Here is a 16,865-nt window from a genome sequence, read left to right as displayed (position 1 = left end):
CGCATCAAGCAATTAAACGCGATATAAAATCGCTGCTACAAGCACCCATAAAAAAACCGCTAACAATGTAGCGGTCTTTTTGTGTTAAGTGCGGGTCAAATCACGCTTAACTGTACTTTTTTAGCGGTACTTATAGCTCGTCTTCAGCTATTAGGCCTGCATCTTCACCATCTTCAGGTTGCACAGTTGCTTGAAGTAATAGCATCTCACGTAACTTACCTTCGATCTCATCTGCGATCTCAGGGTTGTCTTTTAAGAACTTAATTGAGTTTGCTTTACCTTGACCAACTTTGTTGCCATTGTAGCTATACCAAGCACCTGATTTTTCAACAATCTTATGCTTAACACCTAGGTCTATTAACTCGCCTTGTTTAGAAATACCTTCACCATACATAATGATGAACTCAGCTTGTTTAAACGGCGGAGCAACCTTATTCTTAACTACTTTAACGCGGGTTTCATTACCTACAACCTCATCGCCTTCTTTCACTGAACCAATACGACGAATATCGATACGTACTGAAGCGTAGAACTTAAGTGCGTTACCACCCGTTGTTGTTTCAGGGTTACCAAACATAACACCAATTTTCATACGGATTTGGTTGATGAAAATACATAGCGTGTTTGAACGCTTGATGTTACCTGTAAGCTTACGTAATGCTTGTGACATTAAGCGAGCTTGAAGACCCATGTGTGAGTCACCCATGTCGCCTTCGATTTCAGCTTTAGGTGTTAAAGCTGCTACCGAGTCAACAATCACAACATCAACAGCACTTGAACGAACTAACATGTCACAGATTTCTAATGCTTGCTCACCAGTATCTGGCTGAGAAACAAGTAAGTCATCGATGTTTACACCCAATTTTTGTGCGTATACAGGATCTAGAGCGTGCTCAGCATCTACGAATGCACAGGTTTTACCTTGCTTTTGAGCTTCAGCGATAACTTGTAAAGTAAGCGTTGTTTTACCTGATGATTCAGGACCATACACTTCAACAATACGACCCGTAGGTAAACCACCAATACCTAATGCGATATCGATACCCAGTGAACCTGTTGAGATTGCTTCAATATCTAGGGCTTTGTTGTCGCCCAGTTTCATAATTGAGCCTTTACCAAATTGACGCTCAATTTGTGATAAAGCAGCGTCTAAGGCTTTTTGTTTGTTATCGTTCATTCTGTTCTCCAAATCCGGCTAATGCAGACAGTATACTGTATGAAATCACAGTATCAAGCTAATTTTCAGATTTTATCAGTTCAATTATACTTTTTAATGAATAAACAATAGCTTGCAGCCTAACTTCAGCTCTATCGCCAGAAAAAACCTGCTGGCTTGGGTAGTTTTTACCTGAAAAATGAATACAAAACCATACTAAGCCCACAGGCTTATCCAGTGTTCCACCACCGGGGCCTGCAATACCTGAAATAGCTATTGCGATATCTGCGTTTGCAGCTTTAGCAGCACCCGATGCCATTTCAACAACTGTTTGTTCACTAACCGCACCGAAACTGTTTAAAGTTTGCTCATTTACGCCAATTAGCTCTTGTTTTGCTTGATTACTATAAGTGACAAACGCTCGATCAATATAGTTAGAACTACCAGGGGTATCAGTTAAGGCATAACTAACGCCACCACCGGTGCATGATTCTGCGGTAGTGATCCATAAGCGTTTATCCGTTAAAATAGATCCTAATTTCGCAGCAAGTGTTTTAATCTCTTGATGTAATTTCATATTCAGCCTTTGGGTAAATACATGTCGTTTGATCTTTATGCACCGCACACTATAAAACAACAAACCCCTATGATGCAGCAGTATCTAAAAATAAAAGCCGAGCATCGGGACATTTTATTGTTTTATCGTATGGGCGACTTTTACGAACTTTTCTTTGATGATGCCAAGCGTGCAGCACAACTTCTTGATATTTCTCAAACACATCGTGGTAAAGCCGGTGGTGATCCAATACCAATGGCAGGCGTACCCTATCACGCAGTCGAAAACTACTTAGCTCGCCTTGTACAAATGGGTGAATCAGTGGCTATTTGTGAACAAGTTGGTGATCCTGCTACCAGCAAAGGCCCAGTTGAACGTAAAGTAGTACGTATTGTTACGCCGGGCACGATTTCTGACGAAGCGCTGTTACAAGAACGCCAAGACAACCTGCTAACCAGTATTTGGCAAAATAAACAAGGCGCTTATGGTATTGCTTATTTAGATATTAACTCTGGCCGATTCAATGTATTAGAAGTTAATACGGATGAAGCGTTTAGTTCAACATTACAGCGTTTAGCCCCTGCTGAACTGCTTTATAGTGAAACATTTGCAAATGTTCACCTAATTGAGCATATCAAAGGCGTGCGTCGCCGCCCAGAATGGGAGTTTGATTTAGATACTGCTCAGCATTTACTATGCGACCAATTTGGCACCAAAGATTTAGTAGGTTTTGGTGTAGACAAAGCACACGCGGCTTTAGTTGCTGCAGGCTGCTTAATGCAATACGTAAAAGATACTCAGCGCATTGCCTTACCGCATATTCGTGCTATTACCCTTGAGCAAAATGAACACGCGGTGATCTTAGATGCAGCGACCCGTAAAAACCTTGAACTAACAGTTAATTTATCGGGCGGTTACGAGAATACACTTGCACAAGTACTTGATAAAACAGCGACTGCAATGGGTTCTCGCTTATTAAAACGCCGTATTCATACCCCAGTGCGCAGCAAAACAGAGCTCAATTCGCGACTAAACGCTATCAGCGCAATTATCAATGCTCAATTATGTGGTGAGCTACAAGAATCGTTAAAGCAAATTGGCGATATTGAACGTGTTATTGCACGTTTAGCGCTTTGCACAGCAAGGCCGCGTGATTTAACGCGCCTTCGAAGTGCACTGCAGGCTCTAGCGCCACTACACGAATTACTTATGGATGCTAACGATCCGCGTATTAGCCAAATTATTGCAAAGTCGCAACAGTTACCTGAACTACAAGATTTACTAGAACGTGCTGTAATCGAAACCCCACCGGTGCTTATCCGTGATGGGGGTGTAATTGCACCAGGTTATAACAGCGAACTTGATGAGTGGCGTGCGCTAAGCCAAGGTGCAACAGATATTCTTGAAAAGCTTGAAGAACGTGAGCGTGAGCGTACAGGCATTAGCACCTTAAAAATTGGCTATAACAAGGTCCACGGCTTTTTTATTGAAGTAAGCCGCGCTAATTCACATTTAGTTCCTGCGGATTATATTCGCCGCCAAACGCTAAAAAATAATGAGCGCTATATCATCCCTGAGCTTAAAGAGCACGAAGATAAAGTACTTGGTAGCCAATCAAAAGCCCTCGCGCTTGAAAAACAGCTATATGAGCAATTATTTGAGTTTATTGCTCCGCACATTGAGCAGCTACAAACAATGGCAGCCGTACTGGCAGACTTAGATGTACTGAACAATTTAGCAGAACGAGCGCAGGCGCTTAATTATGCTAAGCCAATACTGTGCGATAACGATAACATAAGTATTAAACAAGGTCGCCACCCGGTGGTAGAGCAGGTTATGAAAGACCCGTTTATTGCCAATCCAGTAGAGCTTAATAACGACCGTAAAATGTTGATTATCACAGGTCCAAATATGGGTGGTAAATCAACCTACATGCGTCAAACTGCGCTTATTGTTCTGATGGCCCACATTGGCTGTTACGTTCCTGCTGATAGTGCAGAAATCGGTAATATTGACCGTATCTTTACGCGTATTGGCGCAAGTGATGACTTAGCATCAGGGCGCTCAACCTTCATGGTTGAAATGACAGAAACTGCAACGATTTTAAATAATGCTACAGCACAATCACTGGTGCTGATGGATGAAATTGGTCGCGGCACCTCAACCTATGATGGGTTATCGCTTGCCTATGCAACAGCTGACTATTTAGCATCAAAAATTGCCGCCAAAACCTTATTTGCGACCCACTATTTTGAGTTGACAGAACTCGCCGAGCAAAAAACAGGACTGGTGAATGTGCACCTAGATGCCATTGAGCATAACGACACAATTGCCTTTATGCATACCGTTCTTGAAGGCGCTGCAAGCAAGAGCTTTGGCTTACAAGTTGCAGCCCTAGCAGGTGTGCCAAAGGCGGTAATCCAACAAGCAAAACAGAAACTTAAAATGCTCGAAAATCACCAACCTGTTACAGCCCCAATTGAGCAGCAACAACAAACATTAAGTTTTGATGATGAACCTTCCGAGCTTGAATTAACCTTAGAACAGCTTGACCCAGATAGCTTAACGCCAAGGCAAGCTCACCAACTACTGTATCAATTAAAAGATTTACTGTAGGTATAAAGTTGATATAAAAAAAGCTGACATTACGTCAGCTTTTTTGTGTGTTCTAGACCCAAAGGCCTAATACCCTTGATCAGGTATACATTGTTGTCAAATTAGGTGAATTGATCGAATAGGCTGTCTGTGCTTAAGCCTTCGTGTTGCAAAATATCTTTTAAGCGACGTAATGCTTCCACTTGAATTTGTCTAACTCGTTCACGTGTTAAACCAATTTCACGACCAACATCTTCAAGTGTTGATGGCTCGTAGCCTAGCAAACCAAAACGACGAGCAAGTACTTCACGTTGTTTTGGATTTAATTCCCCAAGCCAATCAACAATGTGTTTATTAATGTCGTTGTTTTGTACTTCGCCCTCAGGACCATAGTCTTTTTCATCGGCGATTATATCTAATAGCGCTTTGTCATTTTCACCACCAATAGGTGTGTCTACAGAGGTGATTTTTTCATTCAAACGCAGCATCTTAGTAACATCTTCAACCGGCTTATCTAAGCACTCTGCAATTTCTTCTGCGGTTGGTTCATGATCAAGTTTTTGCGTCAATTCACGGGCAGTTCTTAAATAAACATTAAGCTCTTTTACCACATGAATAGGTAATCGAATCGTACGTGTTTGGTTCATGATGGCACGTTCAATGGTTTGACGTATCCACCAAGTAGCGTAAGTTGAAAAACGGAATCCTCGTTCAGGGTCAAATTTCTCAACGGCTCTGATAAGGCCTAAATTACCTTCTTCGATAAGGTCAAGTAGCGCAAGGCCACGGTTGTTGTAGCGGCGGGCAATTTTTACCACTAAACGTAAATTACTTTCGATCATTCGCTTGCGAGAGGCTTCGCAGCCTTTCAGTGCTTTTCGAGCAAAATAGACTTCTTCTTCTGCACTTAGCAGCGGAGAAAAACCAATCTCACCTAGATACAGTTGTGTAGCATCTAGATTTTTGGCAACTTCTTCTTTTGCAAAAATTTCATCTTCGTTGTCGACTTCTTCTAATAATTCAGAAGATTCTTCTTCGACTACCGTGTCTTCAAATTTATCGTCAATCGTGTCAGTTTTTTTCTCAAGTTTTGCTGTGTGACCCATAAGCGTCCTCCCGAGCAAATATGTGATTGAGCTAAATCACTTTATCAATACCCTAAATGGCTAAGGTAGATACTTAGCAGGATTGACTGCTTGACCCCGATAACGAATTTCAAATCTCAAAGCCGTAACCGAAGAGTCTGAACTGCCCATTTCTGCTATTTTCTGCCCCGCCTTTACTTCCTGTTTTTCCTTTACAAGCAACTTTGAATTGTGCGCATAAGCACTTAGGTAATCATCATTATGTTTCAGAATAATTAAATTACCATACCCCCTCAATGCGTTGCCCGCGTATACCACAGTTCCATGTGCAGCAGCTAAAACAGAAGCCCCTTGTTTATTAGTAATTTGTAATCCTTTAAAGCCATTCTCTTTATTAGAGAATCGTTGTGTTACTTTACCTTTTGCAGGCCAGCTCCATACAACTTTTGCATTAGAATTACTGTTTTTATCACTAATTATTTTGTTGGCTTGTTTCTGAACATACTCTCGTTGTTTTGGCTGATCAAGCTCTTTCTTTAATTTTTTGTTATTTTTTTGTGTATAAACAGTAGACTTTTTACTCAAATTCGTATATTTTTTCGTCTTTTTTGGTTTTTGTGCCGATTTTTTAAGCAGCACTCTCTGCCCCGGGAAGATAGTATAAGGTGCTGGAATATCGTTTATTTTTGCAAGAGTGCGAAAATCTTGCTGAGCGCTGAAGGCAATTGAGTACAAAGTATCTCCCTTTTTGACTACATATTTTGAGCCAGAGATATTTACTTTGCGAGTGGCTGGTTTAACTTTATTATCTAAACTACTGACAGGCGCCGGTGCTTCGCGAGAAGTACAACCAAAGAGCAAAATACTAAGAAACAAAGTAACATAGACTGTTAACTGCCTGCTCATCGTAAAATGCTCCTTATCGTACTAATTTAATGGTTTTGCGGGTTATCGCAGTAAAAAGTACGCAACCACTACTAAAACAACTAATCCCCAGCCAAGCGCTTCAACATATTGACGTAATTTTTGTTCCATTTTAACACCCCCCCACTTCATTAAAGCCGACACTAAGAAGAAGCGTGCACCACGGCCTATTGTCGAGGCAATTAAAAACGGCAAGAATGCCATTTGCATCAAGCCTGCACCTATGGTGAAAACCTTATAAGGTATAGGTGAAAAGCCCGCTAAGAAAACAACCCATACACCATAGTTTTCGAACCAGCTTAATGCAGTATCAAATTTAGCTTGCCAACCCATTTGTGTGATGAGTGGTTCAACCACAGGTTCAAATAACCAAAAACCAAGTAAGTAACCTAAAATACCACCGATTACAGAAGCTATGGTGGTAAAGCTGGCAAAGCGCCACGCTTTATCTGGTTGGGCTAGCGACATAGGCGCTAGCATGACATCCGGCGGCACCGGAAAAAAAACGGATTCAGCAAAGCTCATCCCTGCTAAATAGCGCTCTGCATGGCGGTGTTTAGCCCATATAAGCGCCATATCATATAACTTAGTAAACAACTTCAAAGTTTAACGTCCTATTCAATATCACCAGGTACCAAAGGTACAAATCGTACTGGTGCAACTTTATGTTCTGTAAATGTGTCGCCATTTCTAACGACCATCATTAATTGCTGATCTTGCTCACCAATAGGAGCAATCATAACGCCCCCATCAGCAAGTTGTGCAAGTAGCCCTTGCGGCATAGTGGCAGCTGCAGCTGTAACAATAATTCCTTCAAAAGGTGCTTGTGACTGCCAGCCCTGCCAACCGTCTCCGTGTTTCATGGTGACATTGTATAAATCAAGCTTGTGTAAACGGCGCTTTGCTTGCCATTGCAGTGCTTTGATACGCTCCACCGAGCACACTTTAGTAAAGGTTTTTGCCAGTATTGCGGTTTGATAGCCGGACCCAGTACCAATTTCAAGCACTTTGTCACGTACCCCAGCTAAGCGAAGTAATTCTGTCATGCGCGCCACAATATAGGGCTGCGAAATCGTTTGTCCTTGACCAATTGGCAATGCGGTATTCTGATAAGCTTTGTGCTGTAAAACATCATCGATGAAAATATGTCTGGGTGTCGAGGCAATCGCTTCAAGCACAGTGCTATCTTCTACACCCTCGCGTTTTAATAATTCAGCTAATGCGAGTGCGCTGCGATTATAATTAGTCAGCACTATTAATCTCCATATTTGCTAACCAGCTATCAACGGCTTGTAAGCTTTCTTTCGCCGTCATATCAACACTGAGAGGTGTGACTGATGCGAAACCATTATTAATGGCGTAAAAATCAGTACCTTCACCAGCATCACTTTCAGCACCTAAAGTCCCATACCAATAAATATCACGACCCCATGGATCTTGTTGTTTAGTCATGGTTTCAGCTTTATGGCGCGAACCTAAACGGGTTACCTTTACGCCTTTTAGCTCAGTTAGCGGAATATCTGGCACGTTTAAGTTGATGATTTGATCTTTCGGTAATGGGTGCGAAGCCAACTCTTTAATAATGCTTACAGCAACGGCCGCAGCAGTCTCAAAATGATTTCCTTCTTTAGAGCATAACGAAACAGCAATAGCAGGTAGTCCTAGATGGCGTCCTTCGGTAGCAGCTGCAACAGTACCTGAATACAAGGTATCATCACCTAAATTTGCACCGTGGTTTATACCGGCTACAACTAGATCTGGCTGCTGTTCAACTAATTCATTAACCCCTAAATGCACACAGTCAGTCGGCGTGCCATTAATCGAAATAAAGCCATTATCAAGCGTGGTTGCACGCAATGGATTCATTAGCGTTAATGAATTACTTGCGCCACTACAATTGCGATCTGGAGCCACTAAGGTCACATCAGCAATTTGCGTTAACGCATGATACAAAACCGCAATCCCTTTAGCATGCACGCCATCATCATTGCTTAGTAAGATTTTCATTTACGCATCCTTTTGTTTTTGTTCTTTAGGGCTAGCGTCTTGATACTCCACCAGCTCTCTTAACAAGGCTGTAGCAAAACAACCTTTTGGCAAACCAAAACTTAACTTTAAAGTGCTTTCGTCAATGGTTTCAACTGCCAATGAGTCTGGAATAAGACGTAACATTCTACGTTCGTTCTTAAGGCCTAACTCGCTTAGCCCATCTATCCAAGATTGATAAGGTTCGAGCCACATTTTTTCGGTCTTGGTCAAACCCTTTTCGCCTTTACCAACCATAGGGGCCGACATCATAATATCGCCAGACGCTAAACGCGCTATATTGTCATCACTTATATTGTCTTCAAAAAACGCATTACTTCCGCTAAGCATAAACACTTCGCGGTGCATTGTTTTAGCAAGGCCATGCTCGGCAACACGCTTGCTTACTATTTCATTAAAGACATAAGAGCGTGCAGCTGAAATAACTAAACCACGCAATTTTTTATCACGGATACGCTCTCCAGCAAACATTCGCTTTGCCATTTCAAGGTTGTGGCCACCATGACCAAAGCGCTGCTCACCAAAGTAATTAGGCACCCCTGCGCGCACCGCATTAATACGACACAAAATATCCAGTGGCTCAGTCACATTTCGTAAAGTAATGCTAAAGCGATTGCCTTTATGGCAGCCGGTTCGAAGCTTACGATTATGACGCTGTTGCGATACAACAAAAAACTGCTCGTTATTTAACTCACTAAATTCAATGTGCTTTTTAATCGGTACTGGCACACTAAACCATTGTGTACACACACCATGGCGGTCTTTTAAACCCGCATAACTTACATCACGTGGGGATACGCCAGCTTTTTCGGCAATGCGTTTAGCAACAAACTGAGTATTTTCGCCTTTTTTTACAACCTGTAAGCAAACATGCTCACCAGAGCCTGTAAACTCAATACCTAAATCTTCATCAACCATGAAGTCTTCGGCGTGGGTTTTAAAATCAGCCTTAGAAAGGGGTTTACCGTATAAGTAGTTTAACTCACTCATGCGTTTTGTTTGCTCATAATCACTACAGCGTGGCTAGAGATACCTTCTTTACGGCCTTCAAACCCTAACTTTTCTGTGGTTGTTGCCTTCACATTTACTTGAGAAATATCAGCTTCAAGGTCTTGGCATAAGTTTTCACGCATAGCTTGAATATGCGGCAACATTTTTGGCGCTTGAGCAACAATCGTGACATCGGCATTGCCAAGTACGTAACCTTGCTCTTTAGCAAGACCAACCACGTGGCGTAGCAAAATTCGGCTATCAATATTTTCGTATTCGCTGGCGGTATCAGGGAAATGCTTGCCAATATCACCCATTGCTAATGCACCTAAAATGGCATCACATAATGCGTGGATTGCTACATCACCGTCTGAATGAGCTAAGAAACCTTGCGGATAATCTATTTTTTCACCACAAATTACCAGCGGTCCTTCGCCGCCAAATTTGTGTACATCAAAGCCATGGCCAATTCGAATCATGAGGTACTCTCGTTTTGTTGTTTTTGCAGTAAAAATGTTGCTAAATCTAAATCTTCTGGGGTGGTGATTTTAATATTATCACTACGACCAACAACCAGCTTAACAGGCTGCTTAGCCCATTCAATTGCCGATGCCTCATCGGTGATAGTCACACCACTTTTAAGAGCTTGTGATAGCGCATCTGTCAGCGCCTGATAAGGGAAAAATTGAGGGGTTAAAGCCAGCCATAAATCATCACGTGGCACCGTTTGCTCACTGTGCGAATGGCCGCGCTTGATGGTGTCTTTTACTTTTGACGCTAAAATACCGCCTTCATTATCTTTTATACATTCAGTTATTAAACGCTGAATATCAGCCAAACACACTAATGGTCTTGCTGCATCGTGAACAAGCACCCAATCTGGCGGGTTGTCGGCAAGTGATACTAAGGCATTTAGCACAGAATCAGCGCGCTCTTTGCCACCTGAAACGCGTTCAATACGCTTATCAATATGAGGTAAATCAGCAAAATAGCCATCATCATCGCTGATTGCTACTTTAATAGTATGTAAATCGTTCAGTTCGGCAAGCTTACTCAGGGTATGTTCTAAAATAGTCTTACCCGCAAGTTCAATATACTGTTTTGGCGCCGAATGCTGCATTCGACTCCCTACTCCCGCAGCGGGAACAATGGCGGTTATAATTTGCTTAGTGTTCATTTTGCTGTTGACCTGGTAATACACGAATAAAGGTTTCGCCAGGTTTAATCATTCCTAATTCATTGCGCGCTCGCTCTTCGATTCCCTCTTGACCGAGTTTTAAATCTTGAATATCGGCTTTGAGGACCTTGTTGCGCTTTAATAATTTTGCATTAGTGTCTTGATGAGAGGTAACCGCCTGTTTTAAACGAGTGTAATCTTGCACTCCATTATGGCCAAACCATAAGCGATACTGAATAAATAAAGCCAAACATAACAAGGCGAATTGAAAAACCCGCATTGAACACTCCTTCGCGGTTAAATTAAGTCAAAGGGCGTTTTAAATTACGCCAATTTATATTGCTTGCAAGTAGCATTTCTCTTAATGACAAACGCTTAGGTGTAGTGCGTTTATTAAATTGCCATTGATGGCCACAGCACGCAGCTGCCATCACCGCTTTTGCAGGCTTTAACAGGTGTACATGTGTGTGCTCTAACGATTCACCTGAATTATCAAACCAACCAAGCTCGTTGCAATGTACCTTATTGTCGCTTACTTGATCTAAGCTGTCTATGCGCACCGTAGTACATTGTTCGTCATTAATTAGCACGGGAACAATTAACCCGCGCTTAGCATGGTGACTATAAAACTCTTCTGAGTCTTTTTTATTATAAACTGGCGGCGTTGTTTTTTGTTTTTCAAGCCAACTACCGTTTTGTGAATCTAGCTGCAATGGCGCATCACCACTCACAATACGCATAGCCAAACGCTCTATGTAGTAGGGCAAGCTTGCTAATAAGCGTTTTAGCCTTGCAGCATCTGGTTCATCAACCAAACGTGGGATCTCACGAGCATAAAATGCGTTGCATAACTGCGCATACAAAGCACGATCGGCATCAGTCTGCCAAATTTCGGCTTGTTGCGAGTGTTCGCTCTGTGAAGTTGGTTTAGACAATGCGCGCTCTTATAAAACAAATGCTTGAATGTTTTATAGCATAGAGCGTTTATTGAGCGCTACTTTACTGCGCCTTTTTTACCCAATTTTGCGTTGCCAGTTTCTAAAAACTGCACCACTGCATCACGCTTTTTACCTAATAACAAACTACCATCAGCTAAAAACATAAAGTTTTGCCAACAACGTTTAAAAACCGCAAAGCTGGTTTCAATAATATTGTCGCGAGCCATACAAAAATACACAGTGGTGTTTGCTTCCCACGCTAAGTGGTTAAGGATCTCTTCTGGTAACTGCTCATCACCAGCTTCCCACGCATTTTCCCAGTTAATGGTTTCTGAAAAGCTGTCTTCTTTGCCACACCAATCTGTTTTATCAAAAAAGTCCGGGTGGTCATGCTCACGGCTTACCATAGTGGTCCATAAAACCGCAGCGCGTTCAGCACTCATAGGTTTAATTTGCGCTGCGTCTTCGTTGCTTATAGGCATATCTTTATGACGGAAAACCCAGGCTTTTTTGTATTCATCTAACGAAATATAATTCATAGTTTAGGCAGTTTGTTTCAGCGTATAATGTGCAAACTGCAATTATACCCAAATGACTCCAAGATGCGAGATAAACACATGACAATCAAACCTGGTATTTACCAACATTACAAAGGCCCAAAATATAAAGTTGAATATGTTGCTACTCATAGCGAAAGCAATGAGCCACTGGTAATTTACCAAGCGCTATACGGAGAATTTGGTATGTGGGCACGCCCGCTCAGTATGTTTACAGAAACAGTCATTGTAGAGGGGAAAACTGTACCGCGTTTTGCATACCTTTCAGACGTCGTCTAACTGTGGCATCATGACGTTATTAATCACTGCTCAGACCAGATAAGGTGACATCGTGCTTTTTAATTCAACCGATAACTACATTGCCAGTAACTCATTAAAACAAGCGGTTAACGCAGCAATCTTGCTCGAAAAACCCCTGCTTATAAAAGGTGAGCCAGGCACAGGCAAGACCATGCTGGCGGAAGAGCTTGCGAAAAGCTTAGACACCACGCTGATTCAATGGCACATCAAATCAACCACTAAAGCGCAGCAAGGCCTTTATGAATATGATGCGGTATCACGCCTGCGCGACAGTCAGTTAGGTGATGAGCGTGTGCACGATATCAGCAACTACATTGTAAAAGGCAAATTATGGCAAGCCTTTACCTATGGAGAGCAACATAATAAACGCCCAGTGCTATTGATTGATGAAATCGACAAAGCCGATATCGAATTTCCAAACGACTAATTCTATACTTAGGTGATGCATATCAGGTGCTTTCTAATATATTTAAAAAGCGTCTTCAGCCTGTAGATAACAGAATAGAGCCTGGTGAAGGTGAAAATCAATTGATGCACGCAGATGTTCTCAATGCAGGTATAAATGAAATATGCGAATTATAACTGTTCTTGCCAGTGAGTATGATGTTCTAGTGGCCATGTTTAATGATGGCGAACATATAAAAGGCTTATACCATGCAAGCACTAATGGCTACGAAAAGCTCCAGTTAACCAGAATCCTATCAGACATTGATGGAATCAGAAACTCAGTAATTCGAAAGTTCATTAACGAAACTTACCATATTGAGAATGAGTTTATTTTTCAGTTAAACCCTACTCAGTTTGACTTAATTCCCGAATATGTCGTGAAAGAATGTGACAAAATAATTGCTGATGTATAGGGTAAATTATATAAGAAGTATGGATTGGCACCTATGAATACCCCACAATAGTTAACCAAATAATGAATGAGAAAACGATGTCTCGAAAAAAATTTATGGAATCTCACGGAGCCACGAATCGAAACGATCGCTATGGATGGGCTTTTGTAAATCATGCCGATAAGGTAGTTATTTTCGGTGCCTGGGATGTTCATACCGAACCTGACAGGGCGTTAATAATGTCTACTGACTGGGAGCGAAATGAATCAGGGCGAAAGCAAAAAGCTTATGGAGAAGCTATAGAGTACATTAGACTCGTTGAAAATGAGGGTTATGCGTTAAAGACATTCCCTATGATATTGGGAGAGGAATATGACAAAAAAACAGGAACAACAAGGGCAAAGATAAAAGATTACATTGCAGTTGTCTCAGATATGTCCCTTGAGGTTTTAAATGGAGATTATTACGCTGTTGGTAATCATGATGTTCAAATTTCTAGAAAAGCGCCTTCGAACGTTGCTCAAGACGTAACCAACATATTCGACACAATAGTTGAGAAGACTGAGCGGGAAAGTATGATTTTAGCTCGCATCGGTCAAGGTAAGTTTAGGCAAAATGTTATAGACGCTTGGGGTAACGGTGAAAGTTGTGCTCTGACCCTTACGAATATTCGTGAAATGCTGATCGCATCGCATATAGTTCCTTGGTCGAAATGCAACAGTAATGAACAGCGGCTTGATGGTGCAAACGGGATATTGTTATGTGCCCATATTGATAAACTTTTTGACGCGCACTTACTAACTTTTGTTAAACAAGGCTCAAAATTCATTTTGAAACTAACGTCTAAGATTGACCCATCCACATTAAAAGGCCTGGGAATAGAGGCTGACTACGAGTTATGTACCGACAGGTTAAGTAATTTACACCGGGAGCGATTTGAAAATTATATGGCTAAGCATTACAGTCAATTTTTGATTAAATCTGACTGTTAGCTCCATCATTTTCATTTTTAAGTGGTGCTTATTCTTATTAAACTATAACTAATTATTAATAGGTGAAAGCAGTTGTATAAAGGAAAGTTAAAGATCGACTGAGTATTTTTTCTATGAGTTTACACATTGATTAAAATTATAAAAAGTAAATTTCAATTCCACTGGTTAATTCTGGTCTTGTCATATATATTTGAATGATAAGCTAGCATTATTTAATGTTTGGTATGAACTGATTGCAGAGGCAGCTTTTCATGAAGAAAAGGTCAGTGAATCTAGCTGACCTATTATAGTTGAGTTTCTTATTAAAAAGTTAGTCCCTTTTAATTGAATCTAGCGGTTTTTGAGCCGAGTACTTATATGTAATTAAGCCTATAATCATAAAAAATAGTAAAACTATTGCTACGGTAGGGGTTAACATTGTGAATATACTAAATTTCACTTGAGAACTATAGTTCGATAACCAAAGGTTACCTAAGAAATAAGAAATCGGCCACGCAAGAAATAAGGCTAAAATAGTTGGTAAAATAAACTTTTTGGCCTCAAGCATCACAATTGATATAGGTTCTGCACCAAGAACTTTTCTCATGGCTACATCCGACTTTGCTCTCTCGCAAGAAAAAAATGTTAAGCCTATAAGCCCTAAAGAAGAAACGACTATCATAAAGATACTTAAAATCATCAATATTTGAAGTTGTTTATATTCTGCATCCAGAGCATTTAAGAGCATTGAGTCTAGAGTTTTGAGATTAACATTTTTAAAATAAAAACTATCTCTAAACACTTCTTGAATTGATGAGTACCCATTAGATAGAGAGTTAGCATCTTTGAATTTTAGTATCATAAACTCTTTATTCAGATCAAAAGCACCTAATGCAAGAAACATTGGTTTAGAGGATTCATTTATACCTGTAAAATTAATATCTTTGAAAACACCCACAACTTTAGCTTTCGTTTCTCCCCATTCCCAAGATTGACCGATAGCATCTGTTGGGTTCTTCCAGCCCGCTATCAGTGCGGCTGATTTACTAATTAGTACCCCACCTTCAAAGCGCTCTAATTCACTATTAAAATGATGGTAATCACCCTGGAATTTATCAGAAAAAGTCCGACCTGAAATTATTTTCAAATCAAGTACTTTTGAAAAATCATAGTGGACGCCAACCATCCCTATCTCATGAATATATTCAGAGCGATGTGAAAGGTAGACACTAGGCAACATATTAAATTCCATTGAAGGAACCTGCTCACCAAAACTTAAACTTTCTACACCGTCTACAGATAGAACTCTATTTCTGAAGGATTCATAGCTAGTATTTAAATTATTTAGTTTGAGCTCAGGAAATACAATTATGTTATTCTTATCGAAGCCTATATCTATATTTTTTAAAAATGACATTTGAGATGAGAATAGTAATGCAATAATAGAAGTCCCGATACATACTGTACTTTGAATTACAACTAGAGATTTCCTAAAATTAGCGGAAGCTTTGCTCTTGGTTAGTTCACCTTTAATAATGCTAGTTATCGAAAAATTTGATAGAGCATAAGCTGGGTATGCACCAGTAATAAGGCCGACAATTATAGTAAATGATAAAACCTTTAAAACATCAAAAAAAGTAAAGCTTTGATACAAATACTTATCAAAATAATTTGTTGAAATTGGAATTATAAAATATACAAATAATAATGAAAATATAATTGAAATAAATATATAAACAACTGACTCTGTAATTATTTCAAAAAAAATCCTTCCATTTGATGCACCAAGAACTCTTCGAATACCTATTTCTCTTAACCGATAAGTTGATAGCGCAGTATATAAATTTACGAAGTTAAAGCACGATAAGATAAGTAATGACAACCCTAATATTATTGCCAATTTTACAGCTAATATAGACCCCCCTTTCTTAATTTCTACTTGATAATCAGAATTAAGATGAATATCGGTGATTGGCTGAAGTTTTAATGAAACTTGAGTTCCTGTACTTGACTGGTATCTTTCAGTAGATTTGCTTTCTAAACTTTTTATTGAGTTGCTACTTTTAACTTTTAAGTATGTGTAAAAGAAATTGGCGTTATACCTTTCAAAAAGAGAAGGTAACAGCTCTCTTAACTTATTCATTGAAAAAATAACTTCAAAGTCTGTATGAGTGTTAGATGGGGGGGATTTAAAAACTCCAGAAATGACCATTAATTCACTATTGTTAAGAAATATTTTTTTTCCAACAGCATTGCTATGACCAAATATTCTTAATGCTATTTTATCAGATATAAAAACACTATTTGAATTATTTAGTGCCGTGAAACTTTCACCATAAAGTATCTCAAAATCAAAGAATTTGGCAATATTCTCTTCAGCAGCTACGGTATTTATATCTGACAGCTTTTCATTATCAACATAAATTGACCAATAGCTACTTGAAATAGAGAATGACGTAGCATCTGTAATTAATTTATTAAATTCATTCTTAAAAATTTCATTTAGTTTATATGGTGTAACTGCCACACCTTCTCCACCGAAGTCTCTAACTACACGATATGAATCAGAATAAGAAGGTTGATATTTATCAAAGCTATATTCATATTCAACAAAGAGCCAAATAATTAAACATGAAATTAGACTTATAATTAGCCCTAGAATGTTCAATGAGTAAGCTAACTTATGTTTTCTAGCTTTTCCCAAAATGTATAAAATATAGTTCACTAAATA

At 39.9% G+C, this 16,865-nt stretch carries 18 protein-coding genes and 1 pseudogene; 5 read left to right on the top strand and 14 right to left on the bottom strand.

Annotated features, from left to right (window positions below; all coding sequences use genetic code 11):
• Positions 1 to 130: 130 nt before the first annotated feature.
• Both recA and HCZ11_RS12575 read right to left on the bottom strand, forming a co-directional pair.
• Positions 131 to 1,177: a recombinase RecA gene (gene recA / locus HCZ11_RS12580; RefSeq protein WP_130050706.1), complete on the bottom strand. Its 1,047-nt coding sequence runs from the start codon at positions 1,175 to 1,177 to the stop codon at positions 131 to 133.
• Between the two features lie 58 nt (positions 1,178 to 1,235).
• Positions 1,236 to 1,733, bottom strand: a complete 498-nt coding sequence (locus HCZ11_RS12575; protein WP_130050705.1) for a nicotinamide-nucleotide amidohydrolase family protein — start codon at positions 1,731 to 1,733, stop codon at positions 1,236 to 1,238.
• A gap of 21 nt (positions 1,734 to 1,754) precedes the next feature.
• On the opposite strand from HCZ11_RS12575, the gene mutS reads away from it, so the two are divergent.
• The gene (gene mutS / locus HCZ11_RS12570; protein ID WP_167658564.1) at positions 1,755 to 4,328 is read left to right on the top strand and encodes a DNA mismatch repair protein MutS; all 2,574 of its coding nucleotides are present in this window, start codon (positions 1,755 to 1,757) and stop codon (positions 4,326 to 4,328) included.
• 101 nt (positions 4,329 to 4,429) lie between these two features.
• Here the strand turns inward: mutS and rpoS are convergent, their stop codons facing one another.
• The 11 genes from rpoS to HCZ11_RS12515 are packed head-to-tail and all read right to left on the bottom strand — an operon-like array spanning position 4,430 to position 12,006.
• Positions 4,430 to 5,413: an RNA polymerase sigma factor RpoS gene (gene rpoS, locus HCZ11_RS12565; RefSeq protein ID WP_130050703.1), complete on the bottom strand. Its 984-nt coding sequence runs from the start codon at positions 5,411 to 5,413 to the stop codon at positions 4,430 to 4,432.
• 60 nt (positions 5,414 to 5,473) lie between these two features.
• Positions 5,474 to 6,298 (bottom strand): peptidoglycan DD-metalloendopeptidase family protein, encoded by an 825-nt coding sequence (locus HCZ11_RS12560; protein ID WP_130050702.1) that lies wholly within the window; start codon positions 6,296 to 6,298, stop codon positions 5,474 to 5,476.
• Positions 6,299 to 6,340: 42 nt separating this feature from the next.
• A complete protein-coding gene (locus HCZ11_RS12555; protein ID WP_130050701.1) occupies positions 6,341 to 6,919 on the bottom strand; it encodes a YqaA family protein in 579 nt (192 codons plus the stop codon).
• Positions 6,920 to 6,930: 11 nt separating this feature from the next.
• Entirely contained in the window at positions 6,931 to 7,569 is a 639-nt protein-coding gene (locus HCZ11_RS12550; protein ID WP_054551144.1) for a protein-L-isoaspartate(D-aspartate) O-methyltransferase, read from the bottom strand.
• Positions 7,559 to 8,323, bottom strand: a complete 765-nt coding sequence (gene surE / locus HCZ11_RS12545; protein ID WP_130050700.1) for a 5'/3'-nucleotidase SurE — start codon at positions 8,321 to 8,323, stop codon at positions 7,559 to 7,561. The genes HCZ11_RS12550 and surE overlap by 11 nt, the downstream gene beginning before the upstream one ends.
• Entirely contained in the window at positions 8,324 to 9,352 is a 1,029-nt protein-coding gene (gene truD, locus HCZ11_RS12540; RefSeq protein WP_167658563.1) for a tRNA pseudouridine(13) synthase TruD, read from the bottom strand.
• Positions 9,349 to 9,831 (bottom strand): 2-C-methyl-D-erythritol 2,4-cyclodiphosphate synthase, encoded by a 483-nt coding sequence (gene ispF, locus HCZ11_RS12535; RefSeq protein WP_130050698.1) that lies wholly within the window; start codon positions 9,829 to 9,831, stop codon positions 9,349 to 9,351. Before ispF ends, truD begins: the two co-directional genes overlap by 4 nt.
• Positions 9,828 to 10,529, bottom strand: coding sequence for a 2-C-methyl-D-erythritol 4-phosphate cytidylyltransferase (gene ispD / locus HCZ11_RS12530; RefSeq protein ID WP_130050697.1), 702 nt, complete (start codon positions 10,527 to 10,529; stop codon positions 9,828 to 9,830). Before ispD ends, ispF begins: the two co-directional genes overlap by 4 nt.
• A complete protein-coding gene (gene ftsB, locus HCZ11_RS12525; protein WP_167658562.1) occupies positions 10,519 to 10,809 on the bottom strand; it encodes a cell division protein FtsB in 291 nt (96 codons plus the stop codon). Before ftsB ends, ispD begins: the two co-directional genes overlap by 11 nt.
• 22 nt (positions 10,810 to 10,831) lie before the next feature.
• Positions 10,832 to 11,464 carry a hypothetical protein gene (locus HCZ11_RS12520; RefSeq protein WP_130050695.1) on the bottom strand — a complete coding sequence of 211 codons (633 nt, stop codon included), beginning with the start codon at positions 11,462 to 11,464 and terminating at the stop codon, positions 10,832 to 10,834.
• Positions 11,465 to 11,523: 59 nt separating this feature from the next.
• A complete protein-coding gene (locus HCZ11_RS12515) occupies positions 11,524 to 12,006 on the bottom strand; it encodes a DUF2947 domain-containing protein (protein WP_130050694.1) in 483 nt (160 codons plus the stop codon).
• A gap of 78 nt (positions 12,007 to 12,084) precedes the next feature.
• Between HCZ11_RS12515 and HCZ11_RS12510 the strand changes: the two genes are divergently transcribed.
• The 4 genes and pseudogenes from HCZ11_RS12510 to HCZ11_RS12495 all read left to right on the top strand — a co-directional run bounded on the left by HCZ11_RS12510 (position 12,085) and on the right by HCZ11_RS12495 (position 14,155).
• On the top strand, positions 12,085 to 12,303 hold the full coding sequence (locus HCZ11_RS12510; protein WP_167658573.1) for a DUF1653 domain-containing protein: 219 nt from the start codon (positions 12,085 to 12,087) through the stop codon (positions 12,301 to 12,303).
• A gap of 52 nt (positions 12,304 to 12,355) precedes the next feature.
• Positions 12,356 to 12,748, top strand: a pseudogene (locus HCZ11_RS12505) (AAA family ATPase); the annotation flags it as partial.
• 145 nt (positions 12,749 to 12,893) lie between these two features.
• Entirely contained in the window at positions 12,894 to 13,184 is a 291-nt protein-coding gene (locus tag HCZ11_RS12500; RefSeq protein ID WP_167658561.1) for a hypothetical protein, read from the top strand.
• A 77-nt stretch (positions 13,185 to 13,261) separates the two neighbouring features.
• Positions 13,262 to 14,155: an HNH endonuclease gene (locus HCZ11_RS12495; protein ID WP_167658560.1), complete on the top strand. Its 894-nt coding sequence runs from the start codon at positions 13,262 to 13,264 to the stop codon at positions 14,153 to 14,155.
• 310 nt (positions 14,156 to 14,465) lie between these two features.
• Here the strand turns inward: HCZ11_RS12495 and HCZ11_RS12490 are convergent, their stop codons facing one another.
• Positions 14,466 to 16,859 (bottom strand): ABC transporter permease, encoded by a 2,394-nt coding sequence (locus tag HCZ11_RS12490; RefSeq protein ID WP_167658559.1) that lies wholly within the window; start codon positions 16,857 to 16,859, stop codon positions 14,466 to 14,468.
• Positions 16,860 to 16,865: the final 6 nt, after the last annotated feature.

The organism is Pseudoalteromonas sp. HF66, from assembly GCF_011806445.1.
Taxonomy (GTDB): Bacteria; Pseudomonadota; Gammaproteobacteria; order Enterobacterales; family Alteromonadaceae; genus Pseudoalteromonas; species Pseudoalteromonas apostichopi.
This window is presented reverse-complemented; position numbering and strand designations above follow the sequence as displayed.

Excerpts from the sequence above, each read along its gene's own strand:
- surE (WP_130050700.1), bottom strand. The coding sequence starts at position 8,323 with ATGAAAATCTTACTAAGCAATGATGATGGCGTGCATGCTAAAGGGATT.
- HCZ11_RS12510 (WP_167658573.1), top strand. The coding sequence starts at position 12,085 with ATGACAATCAAACCTGGTATTTACCAACATTACAAAGGCCCAAAATAT.
- HCZ11_RS12575 (WP_130050705.1), bottom strand. The coding sequence starts at position 1,733 with ATGAAATTACATCAAGAGATTAAAACACTTGCTGCGAAATTAGGATCT.
- rpoS (WP_130050703.1), bottom strand. The coding sequence starts at position 5,413 with ATGGGTCACACAGCAAAACTTGAGAAAAAAACTGACACGATTGACGAT.
- mutS (WP_167658564.1), top strand. The coding sequence starts at position 1,755 with ATGTCGTTTGATCTTTATGCACCGCACACTATAAAACAACAAACCCCT.
- ispD (WP_130050697.1), bottom strand. The coding sequence starts at position 10,529 with ATGAACACTAAGCAAATTATAACCGCCATTGTTCCCGCTGCGGGAGTA.
- truD (WP_167658563.1), bottom strand. The coding sequence starts at position 9,352 with ATGAGTGAGTTAAACTACTTATACGGTAAACCCCTTTCTAAGGCTGAT.
- recA (WP_130050706.1), bottom strand. The coding sequence starts at position 1,177 with ATGAACGATAACAAACAAAAAGCCTTAGACGCTGCTTTATCACAAATT.
- ftsB (WP_167658562.1), bottom strand. The coding sequence starts at position 10,809 with ATGCGGGTTTTTCAATTCGCCTTGTTATGTTTGGCTTTATTTATTCAG.
- HCZ11_RS12515 (WP_130050694.1), bottom strand. The coding sequence starts at position 12,006 with ATGAATTATATTTCGTTAGATGAATACAAAAAAGCCTGGGTTTTCCGT.
- HCZ11_RS12500 (WP_167658561.1), top strand. The coding sequence starts at position 12,894 with ATGCGAATTATAACTGTTCTTGCCAGTGAGTATGATGTTCTAGTGGCC.
- HCZ11_RS12495 (WP_167658560.1), top strand. The coding sequence starts at position 13,262 with ATGTCTCGAAAAAAATTTATGGAATCTCACGGAGCCACGAATCGAAAC.
- ispF (WP_130050698.1), bottom strand. The coding sequence starts at position 9,831 with ATGATTCGAATTGGCCATGGCTTTGATGTACACAAATTTGGCGGCGAA.
- HCZ11_RS12560 (WP_130050702.1), bottom strand. The coding sequence starts at position 6,298 with ATGAGCAGGCAGTTAACAGTCTATGTTACTTTGTTTCTTAGTATTTTG.